At 64.8% G+C, this 12,839-nt stretch carries 12 protein-coding genes and 1 tRNA gene; 8 read left to right on the forward strand and 5 right to left on the reverse strand.

What is annotated here, in order from left to right; translation table 11 throughout:
* Nucleotides 1–235 precede the first annotated feature (235 nt).
* From GOQ09_RS06560 to GOQ09_RS06575, 4 genes are read left to right on the forward strand one after another with little or no spacing between them, the layout of a single operon-like run.
* Nucleotides 236–1,165 (forward strand): branched-chain amino acid ABC transporter permease, encoded by a 930-nt coding sequence (locus tag GOQ09_RS06560; RefSeq protein ID WP_126745652.1) that lies wholly within the window; start codon nucleotides 236–238, stop codon nucleotides 1,163–1,165.
* A 13-nt stretch (nucleotides 1,166–1,178) separates the two neighbouring features.
* Nucleotides 1,179–2,375, forward strand: coding sequence for an ABC transporter permease subunit (locus GOQ09_RS06565; protein ID WP_157612705.1), 1,197 nt, complete (start codon nucleotides 1,179–1,181; stop codon nucleotides 2,373–2,375).
* A 19-nt stretch (nucleotides 2,376–2,394) separates the two neighbouring features.
* Complete coding sequence (locus GOQ09_RS06570; RefSeq protein ID WP_124957304.1) at nucleotides 2,395–3,168, forward strand: ABC transporter ATP-binding protein; 774 nt, start codon at nucleotides 2,395–2,397, stop codon at nucleotides 3,166–3,168.
* A 10-nt stretch (nucleotides 3,169–3,178) separates the two neighbouring features.
* Nucleotides 3,179–3,952, forward strand: coding sequence for an ABC transporter ATP-binding protein (locus GOQ09_RS06575; RefSeq protein ID WP_207309959.1), 774 nt, complete (start codon nucleotides 3,179–3,181; stop codon nucleotides 3,950–3,952).
* A gap of 10 nt (nucleotides 3,953–3,962) precedes the next feature.
* On the opposite strand, the gene GOQ09_RS06580 is transcribed toward GOQ09_RS06575, so the two are convergent.
* Complete coding sequence (locus GOQ09_RS06580) at nucleotides 3,963–4,940, reverse strand: Bug family tripartite tricarboxylate transporter substrate binding protein (RefSeq protein WP_157612706.1); 978 nt, start codon at nucleotides 4,938–4,940, stop codon at nucleotides 3,963–3,965.
* Between the two features lie 29 nt (nucleotides 4,941–4,969).
* Nucleotides 4,970–6,034 carry a CDP-6-deoxy-delta-3,4-glucoseen reductase gene (locus tag GOQ09_RS06585; protein WP_157612707.1) on the reverse strand — a complete coding sequence of 355 codons (1,065 nt, stop codon included), beginning with the start codon at nucleotides 6,032–6,034 and terminating at the stop codon, nucleotides 4,970–4,972.
* Between the two features lie 63 nt (nucleotides 6,035–6,097).
* On the opposite strand from GOQ09_RS06585, the gene GOQ09_RS06590 reads away from it, so the two are divergent.
* The gene (locus GOQ09_RS06590) at nucleotides 6,098–7,030 is read left to right on the forward strand and encodes an SDR family oxidoreductase (RefSeq protein ID WP_157612708.1); all 933 of its coding nucleotides are present in this window, start codon (nucleotides 6,098–6,100) and stop codon (nucleotides 7,028–7,030) included.
* 16 nt (nucleotides 7,031–7,046) lie between these two features.
* Here the strand turns inward: GOQ09_RS06590 and GOQ09_RS06595 are convergent.
* Nucleotides 7,047–7,131, reverse strand: a tRNA-Leu gene (locus GOQ09_RS06595).
* A 41-nt stretch (nucleotides 7,132–7,172) separates the two neighbouring features.
* Here GOQ09_RS06595 and cysM point away from each other — a divergent pair.
* Genes cysM through GOQ09_RS06610 form a run of 3 tightly spaced genes read left to right on the forward strand, consistent with a single transcriptional unit; the run spans nucleotide 7,173 to nucleotide 8,880 of the window.
* Nucleotides 7,173–8,075: a cysteine synthase CysM gene (gene cysM, locus GOQ09_RS06600; RefSeq protein ID WP_157612709.1), complete on the forward strand. Its 903-nt coding sequence runs from the start codon at nucleotides 7,173–7,175 to the stop codon at nucleotides 8,073–8,075.
* Between the two features lie 9 nt (nucleotides 8,076–8,084).
* Nucleotides 8,085–8,663, forward strand: a complete 579-nt coding sequence (locus tag GOQ09_RS06605; protein ID WP_157612710.1) for an NUDIX domain-containing protein — start codon at nucleotides 8,085–8,087, stop codon at nucleotides 8,661–8,663.
* Entirely contained in the window at nucleotides 8,653–8,880 is a 228-nt protein-coding gene (locus tag GOQ09_RS06610; protein ID WP_126745659.1) for a sulfurtransferase TusA family protein, read from the forward strand. Before GOQ09_RS06605 ends, GOQ09_RS06610 begins: the two co-directional genes overlap by 11 nt.
* A gap of 54 nt (nucleotides 8,881–8,934) precedes the next feature.
* Here the strand turns inward: GOQ09_RS06610 and galU are convergent, their stop codons facing one another.
* Nucleotides 8,935–9,825 (reverse strand): UTP--glucose-1-phosphate uridylyltransferase GalU, encoded by an 891-nt coding sequence (galU, locus tag GOQ09_RS06615; protein WP_157612711.1) that lies wholly within the window; start codon nucleotides 9,823–9,825, stop codon nucleotides 8,935–8,937.
* Between the two features lie 107 nt (nucleotides 9,826–9,932).
* Nucleotides 9,933–12,830 (reverse strand): valine--tRNA ligase, encoded by a 2,898-nt coding sequence (locus GOQ09_RS06620; protein ID WP_157612712.1) that lies wholly within the window; start codon nucleotides 12,828–12,830, stop codon nucleotides 9,933–9,935.
* Nucleotides 12,831–12,839: the final 9 nt, after the last annotated feature.

Below are 12,839 nucleotides of genomic sequence, written 5' to 3' on the forward strand. Positions count from 1 at the left end.
CGCATGCACGCTGGCGTGCGTGCGATGCATGGCTTCACTTACATATAGCATGACTTGAGCGGGTAAACCCCGGTGAGCGCGCACCAAATCGGCGCTGGCGCGTGCTTACAATCCCGCCCACAAATCAGCCAGCGACACATGTTGGCTGGTTTTTTGCTTATCAAGCCAAGGTGCCAAACCGGTGCCACGGTGGGTGAATGGCACCCTGCAACGGTGCAATAAATAGGAACGCGTTATGGAAATATTGCTGCAGCAGATCATCAACGGTCTGGTCCTCGGCAGCATGTATGCCTTGATAGCCTTGGGCTACACAATGGTGTACGGCATCATCAATCTGATCAACTTTGCGCACGGCGAAGTGCTGATGGTGGGGGCGCTTACGAGCTGGACCATCATCGGGCTCATGCAGGAATCGATGCCCGGCACGCCCGGCTGGTTGATCCTCATCATCTCGCTGGTCATTGCCTGCGTGGTGGCCGCCACGCTCAACTTCGTGATCGAAAAGGTTGCCTACCGGCCCCTTCGCAACAGCCCCAAGCTCGCGCCTCTCATCACTGCCATCGGCATGTCGATCCTGCTGCAGACGCTGGCAATGATCATCTGGAAGCCCACCAACAAGGCGTATCCCAACCTGCTTTCGACCACGCCCATCGAGGTGGGCGGCGCGGTGATCTCGCCCACGCAGGTCATGATCCTGAGCGTCACGGCGTTCTCGCTCGTGGTGCTGATGTGGCTGGTCAACTACACCAAGCTCGGCCGCGCCATGCGCGCCACCGCCGAGAACCCGCGCGTCGCGGCGCTCATGGGCATCCGCCCCGACATGGTCATTTCGGCCACGTTCATCATCGGCGCCGTGCTCGCGGCCATTGCCGGCGTCATGTACGCCTCCAACTACGGCATTGCGCAGCACGCCATGGGCTTCCTGCCCGGCCTCAAGGCCTTTACCGCGGCGGTGTTCGGCGGCATCGGCAACCTGGCCGGCGCGGTGGTCGGCGGCATCCTGCTCGGGTTGATCGAAGCCATCGGCTCCGGCTACATCGGTGCGATCACCGGCGGCGTGCTCGGCAGCAACTACAGCGACATCTTCGCTTTCATCGTGTTGATCGTCATGCTCACGCTGCGGCCCTCGGGCCTGCTCGGCGAGCGCGTGGCGGATCGGGCCTGAGGAGCAGCACACCATGAAGAACAGCAAGAACCTCGCTCTCTACATCCTCGGCGTCGTCGCGGTGCTCGCACTGCCGATCTTCCTGCAAAGCCAGGGGAATGCCTGGGTGCGCATCGCCGACATCGCGTTGCTCTATGTGATGCTGGCGCTTGGCCTGAACATCGTCGTCGGCTACGCCGGCCTGCTCGATCTGGGCTACGTCGCCTTCTTTGCCGTGGGCGCGTACCTCTTCGCGCTCATGGGCTCGTCGCACCTTTCAGACACCTTTCCGTGGTTCAAGGCCATGTTCCCGAACGGGCTGCACACCTCGCTGCTCATCGTGATACCGCTGGCATTGGTGGTGGCGGGGGTGCTCGGCGTGATGCTCGGTGCGCCCACGCTCAAGCTGCGCGGCGACTACCTGGCCATCGTGACGCTCGGCTTCGGCGAAATCATCCGGGTGTTCCTGAACAACCTCGACCAGCCGATCAACATCACCAACGGACCCAAGGGCATCACCGCCATCGACTCCATCAAATTCTGGGGGCTCGACCTCGGCAAGGCATGGAAGTTCGACGGCTTCACGATCTCGTCGGTCACGCTCTACTACTACCTGTTCCTTGCGCTGGTGATCGCCACGATCATCATTTCGCACCGCCTGCAGATCTCCCGCATCGGCCGCGCCTGGATGGCCATCCGCGAAGACGAAATCGCCGCAAAGGCAATGGGCATCAACACCCGCAACATGAAGCTGCTGGCCTTCGGCATGGGCGCCAGCTTCGGCGGCGTTTCGGGTGCCATGTTCGCGGCCTTTCAGGGCTTCGTGTCGCCCGAATCGTTCAGCCTCATGGAGTCGGTGATGATCGTCGCCATGGTGGTGCTGGGCGGCATCGGCCACCTGCCGGGCGTGATTCTCGGCGCCGTGCTGCTGGCTGCCTTGCCCGAAGTGCTGCGCTATGTGGCCGGCCCGCTGCAGGCCATGACTGACGGCCGCCTCGACGCGTCCATCCTGCGCCAGCTCTTCATTGCGCTGGCCATGATCGTCATCATGCTGATGCGTCCGCGCGGCCTCTGGCCTTCGCCTGAGCATGGCAAGACCTTGCAGCGCAAGGGCGTGGCCCCGGACGCCCCCGTGGCCCCGGGCTCGCTCCAGACCCATGCGCCCGGCATCGAGACACCCGCCGACGAGCTGCCGGGTGCGGCTTCGCGTCCCATGTCGATCAATCCGTGAGCCAAAGGAAGCAATCAACATGACGACAGACACCATCCTCGACGTTCGCGGAATTTCCAAGCGCTTCGGCGGCCTGCAGGCCCTTTCCGACGTCGGCATCACCATCAAGCGCGGCCAGGTCTACGGGCTCATCGGCCCCAACGGCGCCGGCAAGACCACGTTCTTCAATGTAATCACCGGGCTCTATACGCCCGACAGCGGCAGCTTCGAGCTGGCCGGCAAGCCCTACCAGCCCACGGCCGTGCATGAAGTGGCCAAGGCCGGCATTGCGCGCACCTTCCAGAACATTCGCCTGTTCTCCGAAATGACGGCGCTCGAGAACGTCATGGTCGGCCGCCACATCCGTACCCATTCGGGCGTGTTCGGCGCCATGCTGCGCACGCGTTCGTTCAAGGCCGAGGAAAAGGCCATTGCCGACCGCGCGCAGGAGCTGCTCGACTACGTGGGCATCGGCAAGTTCGCCGACTACAAGGCGCGCACGCTCTCGTACGGCGACCAGCGCCGGCTCGAAATTGCGCGCGCATTGGCCACCGACCCGCAGCTCATCGCGCTCGACGAGCCTGCCGCCGGCATGAACTCCACCGAGAAGGTGCTGCTGCGCGAACTGATCGACCGCATCCGCAAGGACGACCGCACCATCCTGATCATCGAACACGACGTCAAGCTCATCATGGGCCTGTGCGACCGCGTCACCGTGCTCGACTACGGCAAGCAGATTGCCGAAGGCACGCCCTACGACGTGCAGAAGAACGAGAAGGTGATCGAGGCTTACCTCGGCACCGGAGGACACTGAAATGACGACGATGACGAGCGCAGAAGAAACAACCACCGCCACCCCGCCGAAGACCGCCGCCAATGCCCCCGGCAAGACGCTGCTCAAGGTCAGCGGCCTGAAGGTCGGCTACGGCGGCATCCAGGCCGTCAAAGGCGTGGACTTCGAGGTCCACGAAGGCGAATTGGTGTCGCTCATCGGCTCCAACGGCGCCGGCAAGACGACCACCATGAAGGCGATCACCGGCACGCTGCCGGCGGGCGCCGGCAGCATCGAGTTCCTGGGCCGCAACATCAAGGGCCGCGGGGCATGGGACCTGGTCAGCGAGGGCCTCGTGATGGTGCCCGAAGGCCGCGGCGTGTTCACGCGCATGACGATCACAGAGAACCTGCAGATCGGCGCCTACATCCGCAAGGACAAGGCCGAGATCGCCAGCGACATGGAGCGGGTGTTCGTGACCTTCCCGCGCCTGCGCGAGCGCAAGGACCAGCTCGCTGGCACCATGTCGGGCGGTGAACAGCAGATGCTGGCCATGGGCCGCGCGCTCATGGCGCGCCCCAAGGTGCTGCTGCTCGATGAGCCGACCATGGGCCTGTCGCCCATCATGTGCGACAAGATCTTCGAGGTGGTGCAGACCGTGGCCGCGCAGGGCGTGACCATTCTGCTGGTGGAGCAGAACGCCAACCGCGCGCTGCAACTGGCTGACCGCGGCTACGTGATGGAGTCCGGGCTCATCACGATGACCGGCGACGCCAAGGAATTGCTGCGCGACCCGCGCGTGCGGGCCGCTTACCTCGGCGAATAAACCGCGAGGGTCAGTCGACCCTTGCGCCGGTGGCCTTCACCACGGCTTCGTACTTGGAGAGCTCGCTCTTCATGAACGCGGCGAACTGCTCCGGCGAGCTGGCCACCGGCTCGGCCAGCAGCGTGGCAAAACGGGTCTTCGTTTCCGGTGCATTCAGCGCCGCCACAAAGGCCTGGTTGAGCTTTGCGAGCACGTCGTGCGGCGTGCCGGCTGGCGCAACCAGCCCCCACCACGTATCGATGGAGAAGCCCTTTAGCGTGTCGGCCACCGGCGGCACGTCGGGCATGGCACTGCTGCGCTGCAAGGTGGTGACGGCAATGGCCTTGAGCTTGCCCGAGCGGATGTTCGGCGCCGCCGTGGCAAGGTTGTCGAAGTTGAAGTCGACTTGGCCCGAAAGCAGCGCCAGCTGCGCCGGGTTGCCGCCGTTGTACGGAATGTGCAGCGCAAAGATGCCGGCCTGCTTCTTGAACAGCTCGCCCGCCAGGTGCCCGGCGCTGCCGTTGCCGCCGCTGCCGTAGTTGAGCTTGGCCGGGTTGGCCTTGGCGTAGCGGATCAGGTCGGCCACGGTGTTGATCTTCAGGCGCTGCGCCGTTTCCGCGTTCATCACCAGCACGTTGGGTACGCGCACCATCTGCGTGATGGGCGCAAAGTCGCTGGCCGCGTTGAACGGAATCTTGCTGTAGAGCCACGGATTGACCGCATGCGTCGCGGTGGCCGCAATGCCGATGGTGAGGCCGTCAGGCGCGGCCTTGGCCACAGCGTCGGCGCCGATGTTGCCGCCCGCGCCGGGCTTGTTGTCGATGATGACCGTGCCCAGGCTGTCCTTCACGCGCTCGGCGAGGATGCGGGCCGTCACGTCGATCGGGCCGCCCGCGGCGTACGGCACCACAAGGCGAATGGGGCGCTGCTGCTGCGCTGCGGCCTGGCCGGTGGCAAGCAGTGCTGCGGCGCTCGCGAGGAGGGTGAAGAGGAAGTGTCTCGTTTTCATTTTTCTGTGGTCCAAGAGAGGCAGGCCGATCAGGGCAGCGCCTTGTCGGCCTCGGTGGTGAACGCGTCGGCAAAGAACTCTTCTTCGGGCAGGCCGGCCAGCGCCACGTAGTCGTGCTTCGCCGAATCGACCACGATCGGCGCGCCGCAGGCGTACACCTGGTGGCCCGAAAGGTCGGCAAAGTCTTCCAGCACCGCGCGGTGGACAAAGCCCGTGCGGCCAGTCCAGTTGTCTTCGGGCGTGGCGTTGGAGACGACCGGCACGTAGCGCAGGTTCGGCATCCCCGCGAGTTGCTCGTGCACCCAGGCGTCCATGTACAGGTCTTCGGGCCGGCGGCCGCCCCAATAGAGCGCGGCCGGCCGGTCGATGCCCTTGAACTTCATGTGTTCGAGCAGTGCCTTGATGGGCGCAAAGCCCGTGCCGGAAGCCAGCAGGATCATCGGCTTGCTGGAGTCTTCACGCAGGAAGAAGCTGCCGTAAGGGCCTTCGATGCGAAGGATTTCCTTCTCCTTCATCACGCCGAACACGTGATCGGTGAACTTGCCGCCCGGCAAATGCCGCAGGTGCAGTTCGATGCCCGTGGCCGGCTCGCCGAGCGTGTGCGGCGCATTCGCCATCGAATAGCTGCGGCGTGCGCCGTCGCGCAAGATGAATTCCACATACTGGCCGGCATGAAACTGCAGCGGCTCGCCCGCCGGCAGCTGCAGGCGCAGCTTCATCACGTCGTGCGACAGGCGCGTGAGCGCCAGTACCCGCACGGGCATCTTGCGGATCGGAAAGGCCCCGGCTTCCGTGACCTGGCGCGATTCGAGCACCACGTCGGTCTTGGCATGGGCGCAGCAGGTGAGCACGAAGCCCGCCAGCTGCTCCTCGGCGCTCAGGGCCTTGCTCTGGTGCGGACCCAGCTCCACCTCGCCCGAGAGCTTCTTGCACTTGCAAGAGCCGCAGGCGCCGTCCTTGCAGCCATAGGGGAGGCCAATGCCCTGCCGGATGCCGGCCGCGAGAATGGTTTCGTCGCCATGCACCACGAAATGACGCCCGCTGGGCTCGACGGTGATGGAAAAGCCCGCGTCATGCGGCGCTGCAACAGTCATCGGTATTCTTCGGCTTGTTTCAGCCTGGAGCAGAAAAGAGAAAAAGGGAAAGGAACCCGGATTTTGCCTTCAATCAATAGCCCTTCCGGCGCGCTGCCGGCGCGCTTTCGCCGCGAACGCCTGCTCATCGTCGGTTGCGGAGACGTCGGCCAGCGCGTGGCCCGCGATCTGCGCGGCCGCATGCAGCTGGTGGCGCTCACTTCATCGGCCGAGCGGGTGCAGGCGTTGCGGGCGGCCGGCGTCCGTCCGCTCGTGGGCAATCTCGACGACCCGGCCACGCTTCGCCGCCTGGCCGGCGTGGCCACCCGCGTGCTGCATCTGGCCCCGCCCGCACGCGACGGCGGCGCCGCCTGGTGGCGCGACCAGCGCACCACCGCCCTGGCGCGTGCACTGCGGCTGCGTTCTGCACCGCTCGCATTCGTCTATGGCTCCACCAGCGGCGTTTACGGCGACTGCGGCGGTGCGCGCGTGAGCGAAACACGCACGGTGCGGCCCGATACGCCCCGTGCCCACCGCCGCGTGGACGCCGAGCGCGCCGTGCGCTGGCTCGGCCGCAGCGCGGGCGTGCGCGCGAGCATCCTGCGCATTCCGGGCATCTACGCGCCCGACAGGGAGGGCGGCACACCGCGCCAGCGGCTGCAGCGCGGCACGCCCGTGCTGCGGCGCGAGGACGACGTGTTCACCAGCCACATTCACGCCGACGATCTTGCGCGCGCCTGCGTGGCGGCGCTGTTCCGGGGCCGGCCGCAACGCATCGTGCACGCCGCCGACGACACCGAGCTGCGCATGGGCGACTACATCGACCTGGCTGCGGACATGTACGGCATGCCCCGCCCGCCGCGCGTGGCGCGCGACGAAGCCGAGCGCCAGTTGCCGCTGCAATTGCTGAGTTTCATGGGGGAATCGCGCCGGCTCGACAACACCCGGCTCAAGCGCGAACTGCGCGTGCGGCTTGCGCACCCGACGGTGCATACAGGGCTGCGCGAGGCGGCCTGAATGCGCGTCAAAAATATGGTGCCCGGGGCCGGAATCGAACCGGCACACCTTTCGGTGGGGGATTTTGAGTCCCCTGCGTCTACCAATTTCACCACCCGGGCACATCCGGAAGGAAGCCCAAAATTATGGCACAGTGGCTGCCATGAATTATCCGACGATCGAAGACGCCATCGGCAAGACCCCCCTGGTGGCACTGCAACGCATCGATGCCGCCGAAAACGCCAAGCGCGGCAACGTGATCCTCGGCAAGCTGGAAGGCAACAATCCCGCCGGTTCGGTCAAAGACCGGCCCGCGCTCTCGATGATCAAGCGCGCCGAGGAGCGCGGTGAAATCAAGCCTGGCGACACGCTGATCGAAGCCACTTCGGGCAACACCGGTATTGCGCTGGCCATGGCCGCCGCCATCAAGGGCTACCGCATGGTGCTGATCATGCCGGAGGACTTGTCCGTGGAACGCGCCCAGACCATGAAGGCTTTTGGCGCCGAACTGGTGCTCACGCCCAAGAGCGGCGGCATGGAATACGCGCGAGACCTCGCCGAGCAGATGGTGGCGCAGGGCAAGGGCAGGGTGCTCGACCAGTTCGCCAACGCCGACAACCCGCGCATCCACTACGAGACGACCGGCCCCGAGATCTGGGCCGACACCAAGGGCAAGATCACGCATTTCGTGAGCGCCATGGGCACCACCGGCACCATCACCGGCGTTTCGCGCTTCCTCAAGGAAAAGAACTCCGCGGTGCGCATCATCGGTGCGCAGCCGGCCGAGGGCTCGCGCATTCCGGGCATTCGCAAATGGCCGGCCGAATACCTGCCCAAGATCTACGACGCGAGCCGGGTCGACGAAGAAATCAGCGTGAGCCAGGACAACGCCGAAGAAATGTGCCGGCGCCTCGCGCGCGAAGAGGGCATCTTCGGTGGCATTTCCGCGGCCGGTGCGCTGTGGGTGGCGCTCGAGGTTGCAAAGACGGTCGAAAACGCCACCATCGTGTTCGTCGTGTGCGACCGCGGCGACCGTTATCTTTCGACCGGCGTATTCCCCGCCTGACAGAAGTCCATGCCCCATCCCAAGTTCTGCCAGGCCTGCGCCACGCCGCTCGAATGGATCGCGCTGATGGAAGACGGCGGCGCCAAGGAGCGCCTGCGCTGCCCCAACTGCGGCCACACCCACTGGAACAACCCCACGCCCGTGCTCGCGGCCATCGTCGAATACCGCGGCCAGGTGCTTCTGGCGCGAAACGCCGCCTGGCCGGTGAAGATGTACGCGCTGATCACCGGCTTCATGGAGGCCGGCGAAACGCCTGAAGAAGGCATTGCGCGCGAGGTGAAGGAAGAAACCAACCTCGACGTGAGCGCAACCAAGCTCGTGGGCGCGTACGACTTCCAGCGCATGAACCAGATCATCATCGCGTACCACGTCGTGGCCGACGGCGAGGTGAGGCTCTCGCCCGAACTGCTGGACTATCGCCTCTACGACTTGCCCGATCTCAAGTGCTGGCCCGCCGGCACCGGCTATGCGCTGGCCGACTGGCTGCGCACCCGGGGGCACGAGCCGGTTTTCTTCACCGCGGCGGAAAACGAAGAGCGGCGGCGCGGCCTGAACTTGCCGCCCGAGGAGCCGAAGCATGCAAATTGATCGCGAACTCGACACGCGGGGCCTGAACTGCCCGCTGCCCATTCTCAAGGCGAAGAAATCGCTCAACGACATGGCCAGCGGCCAGTTGTTGAAGGTGGTGTCGACCGACCCCGGCTCGTTGCGCGACTTTCAGGCCTTTTCGCGGCAGACCGGCAATGAACTGGTCGAGCAGCAGACCGTCGGCAGCGATTTCATCCACGTGCTGAAGCGGCGCTGAGCAGCAAAAAGCCGACCGGCAAAAGAAAAGGGCCCCGTGGGGCCCTTTCGTCTTTCAGAGCTCCAGGCTCTTCAGGTATTCGCGGAACTGCCCGCCCACCTCCGGGTGCGCCAGCGCAAGCTCCACCGAAGCCTGCAGAAAGCCTTCCTTGCTGCCGCAGTCGTAGCGGATGCCCTTGTAGGCATAGGCGTAGACCGATTCCTTCGTCATCAGCGACGCAATGCCGTCCGTGAGCTGGATCTCGCCGCCCGCGCCCTTGGGTTGGTTGCGGATCTCGTCGAACACGCCGGGCGTGAGGATGTAGCGGCCCGCCACGCCGAGGCGCGAAGGTGCCTTGTCCGGCGACGGCTTCTCGATCATGCGGTCGACCTTCACGAGATCGTCGCCGATGGATTCGCCCGCCACGATCCCGTAGCGCTTCACGTGCTCGAGCGGCACTTCCTGCACTGCCAGCACCGAGGCGCCCAGCTTGCCGAAGGCGGCCGTCATCTGCGCGAGCACCGGTGCCCCGCCCACCGGGCCGACCATCAAGTCGTCGGCCAGCAGCACGGCAAAGGGTTCGTTGCCGACCAGGTGTTCGGCGCACAGCACTGCGTGGCCAAGGCCCAGCATGCGCGGTTGGCGCACGTAGGAGCAGGTCATGTCGTCGGGCATGACCGACCGCGCTATCTCGAGCAACGCGTGCTTGCCGCTGGCTTCGAGCTGGCTCTCGAGTTCGTACGCGGTGTCGTAGTGGTCTTCGATGGCACGTTTGTTTCGGCCAGTTACGAAAATCATGTCGCGAATGCCCGCCGCGTAGGCTTCCTCAACCGCGTACTGGATGAGTGGCTTGTCGACAACCGGCAGCATTTCCTTTGGCTGCGCCTTGGTGGCGGGCAGAAAGCGGGTGCCGAAACCTGCAACAGGAAATACGGCCTTGCGGATGCGTGTCGAGGGAGTGGGCATGGACAGATTGGGCGTCGGTTCGTTCGGTTGAGGAAAAAGGTTTTACAGCCAATGGCGACCCAAAAAGCCGCCGTTGCCATGCTAAACCCAGGCCCGATCCATGTGTGTCAGCCGAGGCGCCTAAGCTGTTCGCCCAAACGTTCCAGCATGGCCGTGAAGTCAGCCAGACGTTTGCGTTCCTGCTCGATCACGGCGGGCGGTGCCTTAGCTACAAAGGCCTCATTTCCCAGCTTGCTGTTCACCTTGAGGATCTCGCCCTCGATGCGAGCAATTTCCTTGCCGATGCGGGCACGTTCGGCCGCTTTGTCGATTTCCATGTGCAGGCACAGGCGTGCCGAGCCGACCACGGCCACGGGCGCCGCTTCAGCCGCCGCAGACCACGAAGCCTCGTCGTCGAAGACCTTCACTTCCTTGAGCTTGGCCAGCGCCTGCAGCACCGGCGCCGCATCGCGCAGGAAAGCCGCGCCCTCGGCATCGTCGGCCACCGCATAAAGGGGCAGGCGCACCGCGGGCGACACGTTCATTTCGCCGCGCAGGGTTCGGCAAGCATCGACCAGCGCCTTCAGCCGCGCCACGTGCGCCTCGGCCGCCTCGTCGATCTTTTCGGGCTGGCTCTTGGGATAGGCCGCCACCATGATCGATTCGCCCTCGCGTCCGGCCACGGGCGCGACCTTTTGCCAAAGCTCTTCGGTAATGAACGGAATCACCGGATGCGCAAGCCGCAGCAGCGCTTCGAGCGTGCGGATCAGCGTGCGGCGCGTGGCGCGCTTCTGCGAATCGTCGCCGGTCTGGATCTGCACCTTGGCAATTTCCAGGTACCAGTCGCAGAACTCGTCCCACGCAAACTGGTAGATGGCGTTGGCCACGTTGTCGAGCCGGTATTCCTCGAAGCCCTTGGCCACCTCTGCCTCGACGCGTTGCAGCTGCGAGGCGATCCAGAAGTCTGCGCGGCTGAACTTCAGGTAGCCGTGGGCCGGGCCGCCGACCGCGCACTCTTCCTTGGTGTGCTCGCGCAGGCCGCAATCCTGGCCCTCGCAATTCATCAGCACGAAGCGCGTGGCATTCCAGAGCTTGTTGCAGAAGTTGCGGTAGCCCTCGCAGCGCTTGCTGTCGAAGTTGATGCTGCGCCCCAGCGACGCGAGCGACGCAAAGGTAAAGCGCAGCGCATCGGCGCCGAACGCCGGGATGCCATCCGGAAATTCTTTCTGCGTGTTCTTGCGCACCGCAGGCGCGGTCTCGGGCTTGCGCAGGCCCTGCGTACGCTTGTCGAGCAGTTCGGGCAGCGCAATGCCGTCGATCAGGTCCACCGGGTCGAGCACGTTGCCTTCGGACTTGCTCATCTTCTTGCCCTGCGCATCGCGCACCAGGCCGTGGATGTACACGTCCCTGAACGGCACCTTGCCGGTGAAGTGCTTGGTCATCATGATCATCCGGGCGACCCAGAAGAAGATGATGTCGTAGCCCGTTACCAGCACGCTCGAAGGCAGGTACAGCTCCAGGTCCTTGGTCTTCTCGGGCCAGCCGAGCGAAGAGAAGGGCACCAGCGCCGACGAATACCAGGTGTCGAGCACGTCTTCGTCGCGGCGCAGTTTCTTGCCCGCTGCCTTGGCCTGTGCCTCCGCCTCGTCGTGCGCCACGTACACATTGCCTTCGTCGTCGTACCAGGCCGGAATCTGGTGGCCCCACCAGAGCTGGCGCGAAATGGTCCAGTCCTGGATGTTCTCCATCCAGTGGTTGTAGGTGTTGACCCAGTTCTCGGGCACGAAGCGCACCTCGCCGGTTTTCACCACATCGATGGCCTTCTGCGCGATGGACTGGCCGTCGGCTCCCGGACGGGTCATGGCCACGTACCACTGGTCGGTGAGCATCGGCTCGACGATGGCGCCCGAGCGCGCGCAGCGCGGCACCATCAGCTTGTGCTTCTTCACCTCGACCATGAGACCGAGCGCCTCCAGGTCGGCCACGATGGCCTTGCGCGCCACGAAGCGGTCCATGCCGCGGTATTTCTCGGGCGCGTTGTCGTTGATGGTCGCGTCGAGCGTCAGGATGCCGATCAGCTCGAGCTTGTGCCGCTGGCCCACGGCATAGTCGTTGTAGTCGTGCGCGGGCGTCACCTTGACCACGCCGGTGCCGAATTCCTTGTCGACATAGTCGTCGGCAATGATGGGAATCAGCCGATCCACCAGCGGCAGCTTCACGCGCTGGCCGATCAGGTGCTTGTAGCGTTCGTCTTCGGGGTGAACCATCACGGCGGTGTCGCCCAGCATGGTTTCGGGGCGGGTGGTGGCCACGGTGAGCCTGCCGCTGCCGTCCTCGAGCGGATAGGCGATGTGCCAGAGCGAGCCGTCTTCTTCTTCGCTTTCGACTTCGAGATCGCTCACCGAGGTCTTGAGCACCGGGTCCCAGTTGCCCAGGCGCTTGCCGCGGTAGATCAGGCCTTCTTCATAGAGCGAGACGAAGGTTTGCGTGACCACCTTCGACAGGTCGTCGTCCATCGTGAAGTATTCGCGGCTCCAGTCGACCGTGTCGCCCATGCGGCGCATCTGGCCGGTGATGGTGTTGCCGCTCTTTTCCTTCCACTCCCACACCTTGGCAACGAAGTTCTTGCGCGCCTCGGCGGGCGTGGGGCCCATGTCGTGGCGGCTGATCTTCTGCTCCTGCAACTGCCGCTCCACCACGATCTGCGTTGCAATGCCCGCATGGTCGGTGCCCGGCACCCACAGCGTGTTGTCGCCCTTCATGCGGTGGTAGCGCGTGAGGCTGTCCATGATGGTCTGGTTGAACGCATGCCCCATGTGCAGCGTGCCCGTCACGTTGGGCGGCGGCAGCTGGATGGCGAAGGAATCGGCGCCTTCCTTGGGCTGCTGGGTGCCGCGGAAGCCTGCCTTGGCATAGCCGCGCTTTTCCCACTCCGGGCCCCAGTGCGCCTCAATGGCGGCGGGTTCGAACGATTTGGACAGGCTGTCCAGTCCAGGTTGGGCGGTGGGAGTGGTGGATTCGCTCATGGGGAGAAT

The organism is Variovorax paradoxus (genome assembly GCF_009755665.1).
Taxonomy (GTDB): domain Bacteria; phylum Pseudomonadota; class Gammaproteobacteria; order Burkholderiales; family Burkholderiaceae_C; genus Variovorax; species Variovorax paradoxus_G.

Coding starts and splice junctions, on each gene's coding strand:
- GOQ09_RS06560 (WP_126745652.1), top strand. CDS start 236: ATGGAAATATTGCTGCAGCAGATCATCAACGGTCTGGTCCTCGGCAGC.
- GOQ09_RS06565 (WP_157612705.1), top strand. CDS start 1,179: ATGAAGAACAGCAAGAACCTCGCTCTCTACATCCTCGGCGTCGTCGCG.
- GOQ09_RS06570 (WP_124957304.1), top strand. CDS start 2,395: ATGACGACAGACACCATCCTCGACGTTCGCGGAATTTCCAAGCGCTTC.
- GOQ09_RS06575 (WP_207309959.1), top strand. CDS start 3,179: ATGACGAGCGCAGAAGAAACAACCACCGCCACCCCGCCGAAGACCGCC.
- GOQ09_RS06580 (WP_157612706.1), bottom strand. CDS start 4,940: ATGAAAACGAGACACTTCCTCTTCACCCTCCTCGCGAGCGCCGCAGCA.
- GOQ09_RS06585 (WP_157612707.1), bottom strand. CDS start 6,034: ATGACTGTTGCAGCGCCGCATGACGCGGGCTTTTCCATCACCGTCGAG.
- cysM (WP_157612709.1), top strand. CDS start 7,173: ATGAATTATCCGACGATCGAAGACGCCATCGGCAAGACCCCCCTGGTG.
- GOQ09_RS06605 (WP_157612710.1), top strand. CDS start 8,085: ATGCCCCATCCCAAGTTCTGCCAGGCCTGCGCCACGCCGCTCGAATGG.
- GOQ09_RS06610 (WP_126745659.1), top strand. CDS start 8,653: ATGCAAATTGATCGCGAACTCGACACGCGGGGCCTGAACTGCCCGCTG.
- galU (WP_157612711.1), bottom strand. CDS start 9,825: ATGCCCACTCCCTCGACACGCATCCGCAAGGCCGTATTTCCTGTTGCA.
- GOQ09_RS06620 (WP_157612712.1), bottom strand. CDS start 12,830: ATGAGCGAATCCACCACTCCCACCGCCCAACCTGGACTGGACAGCCTG.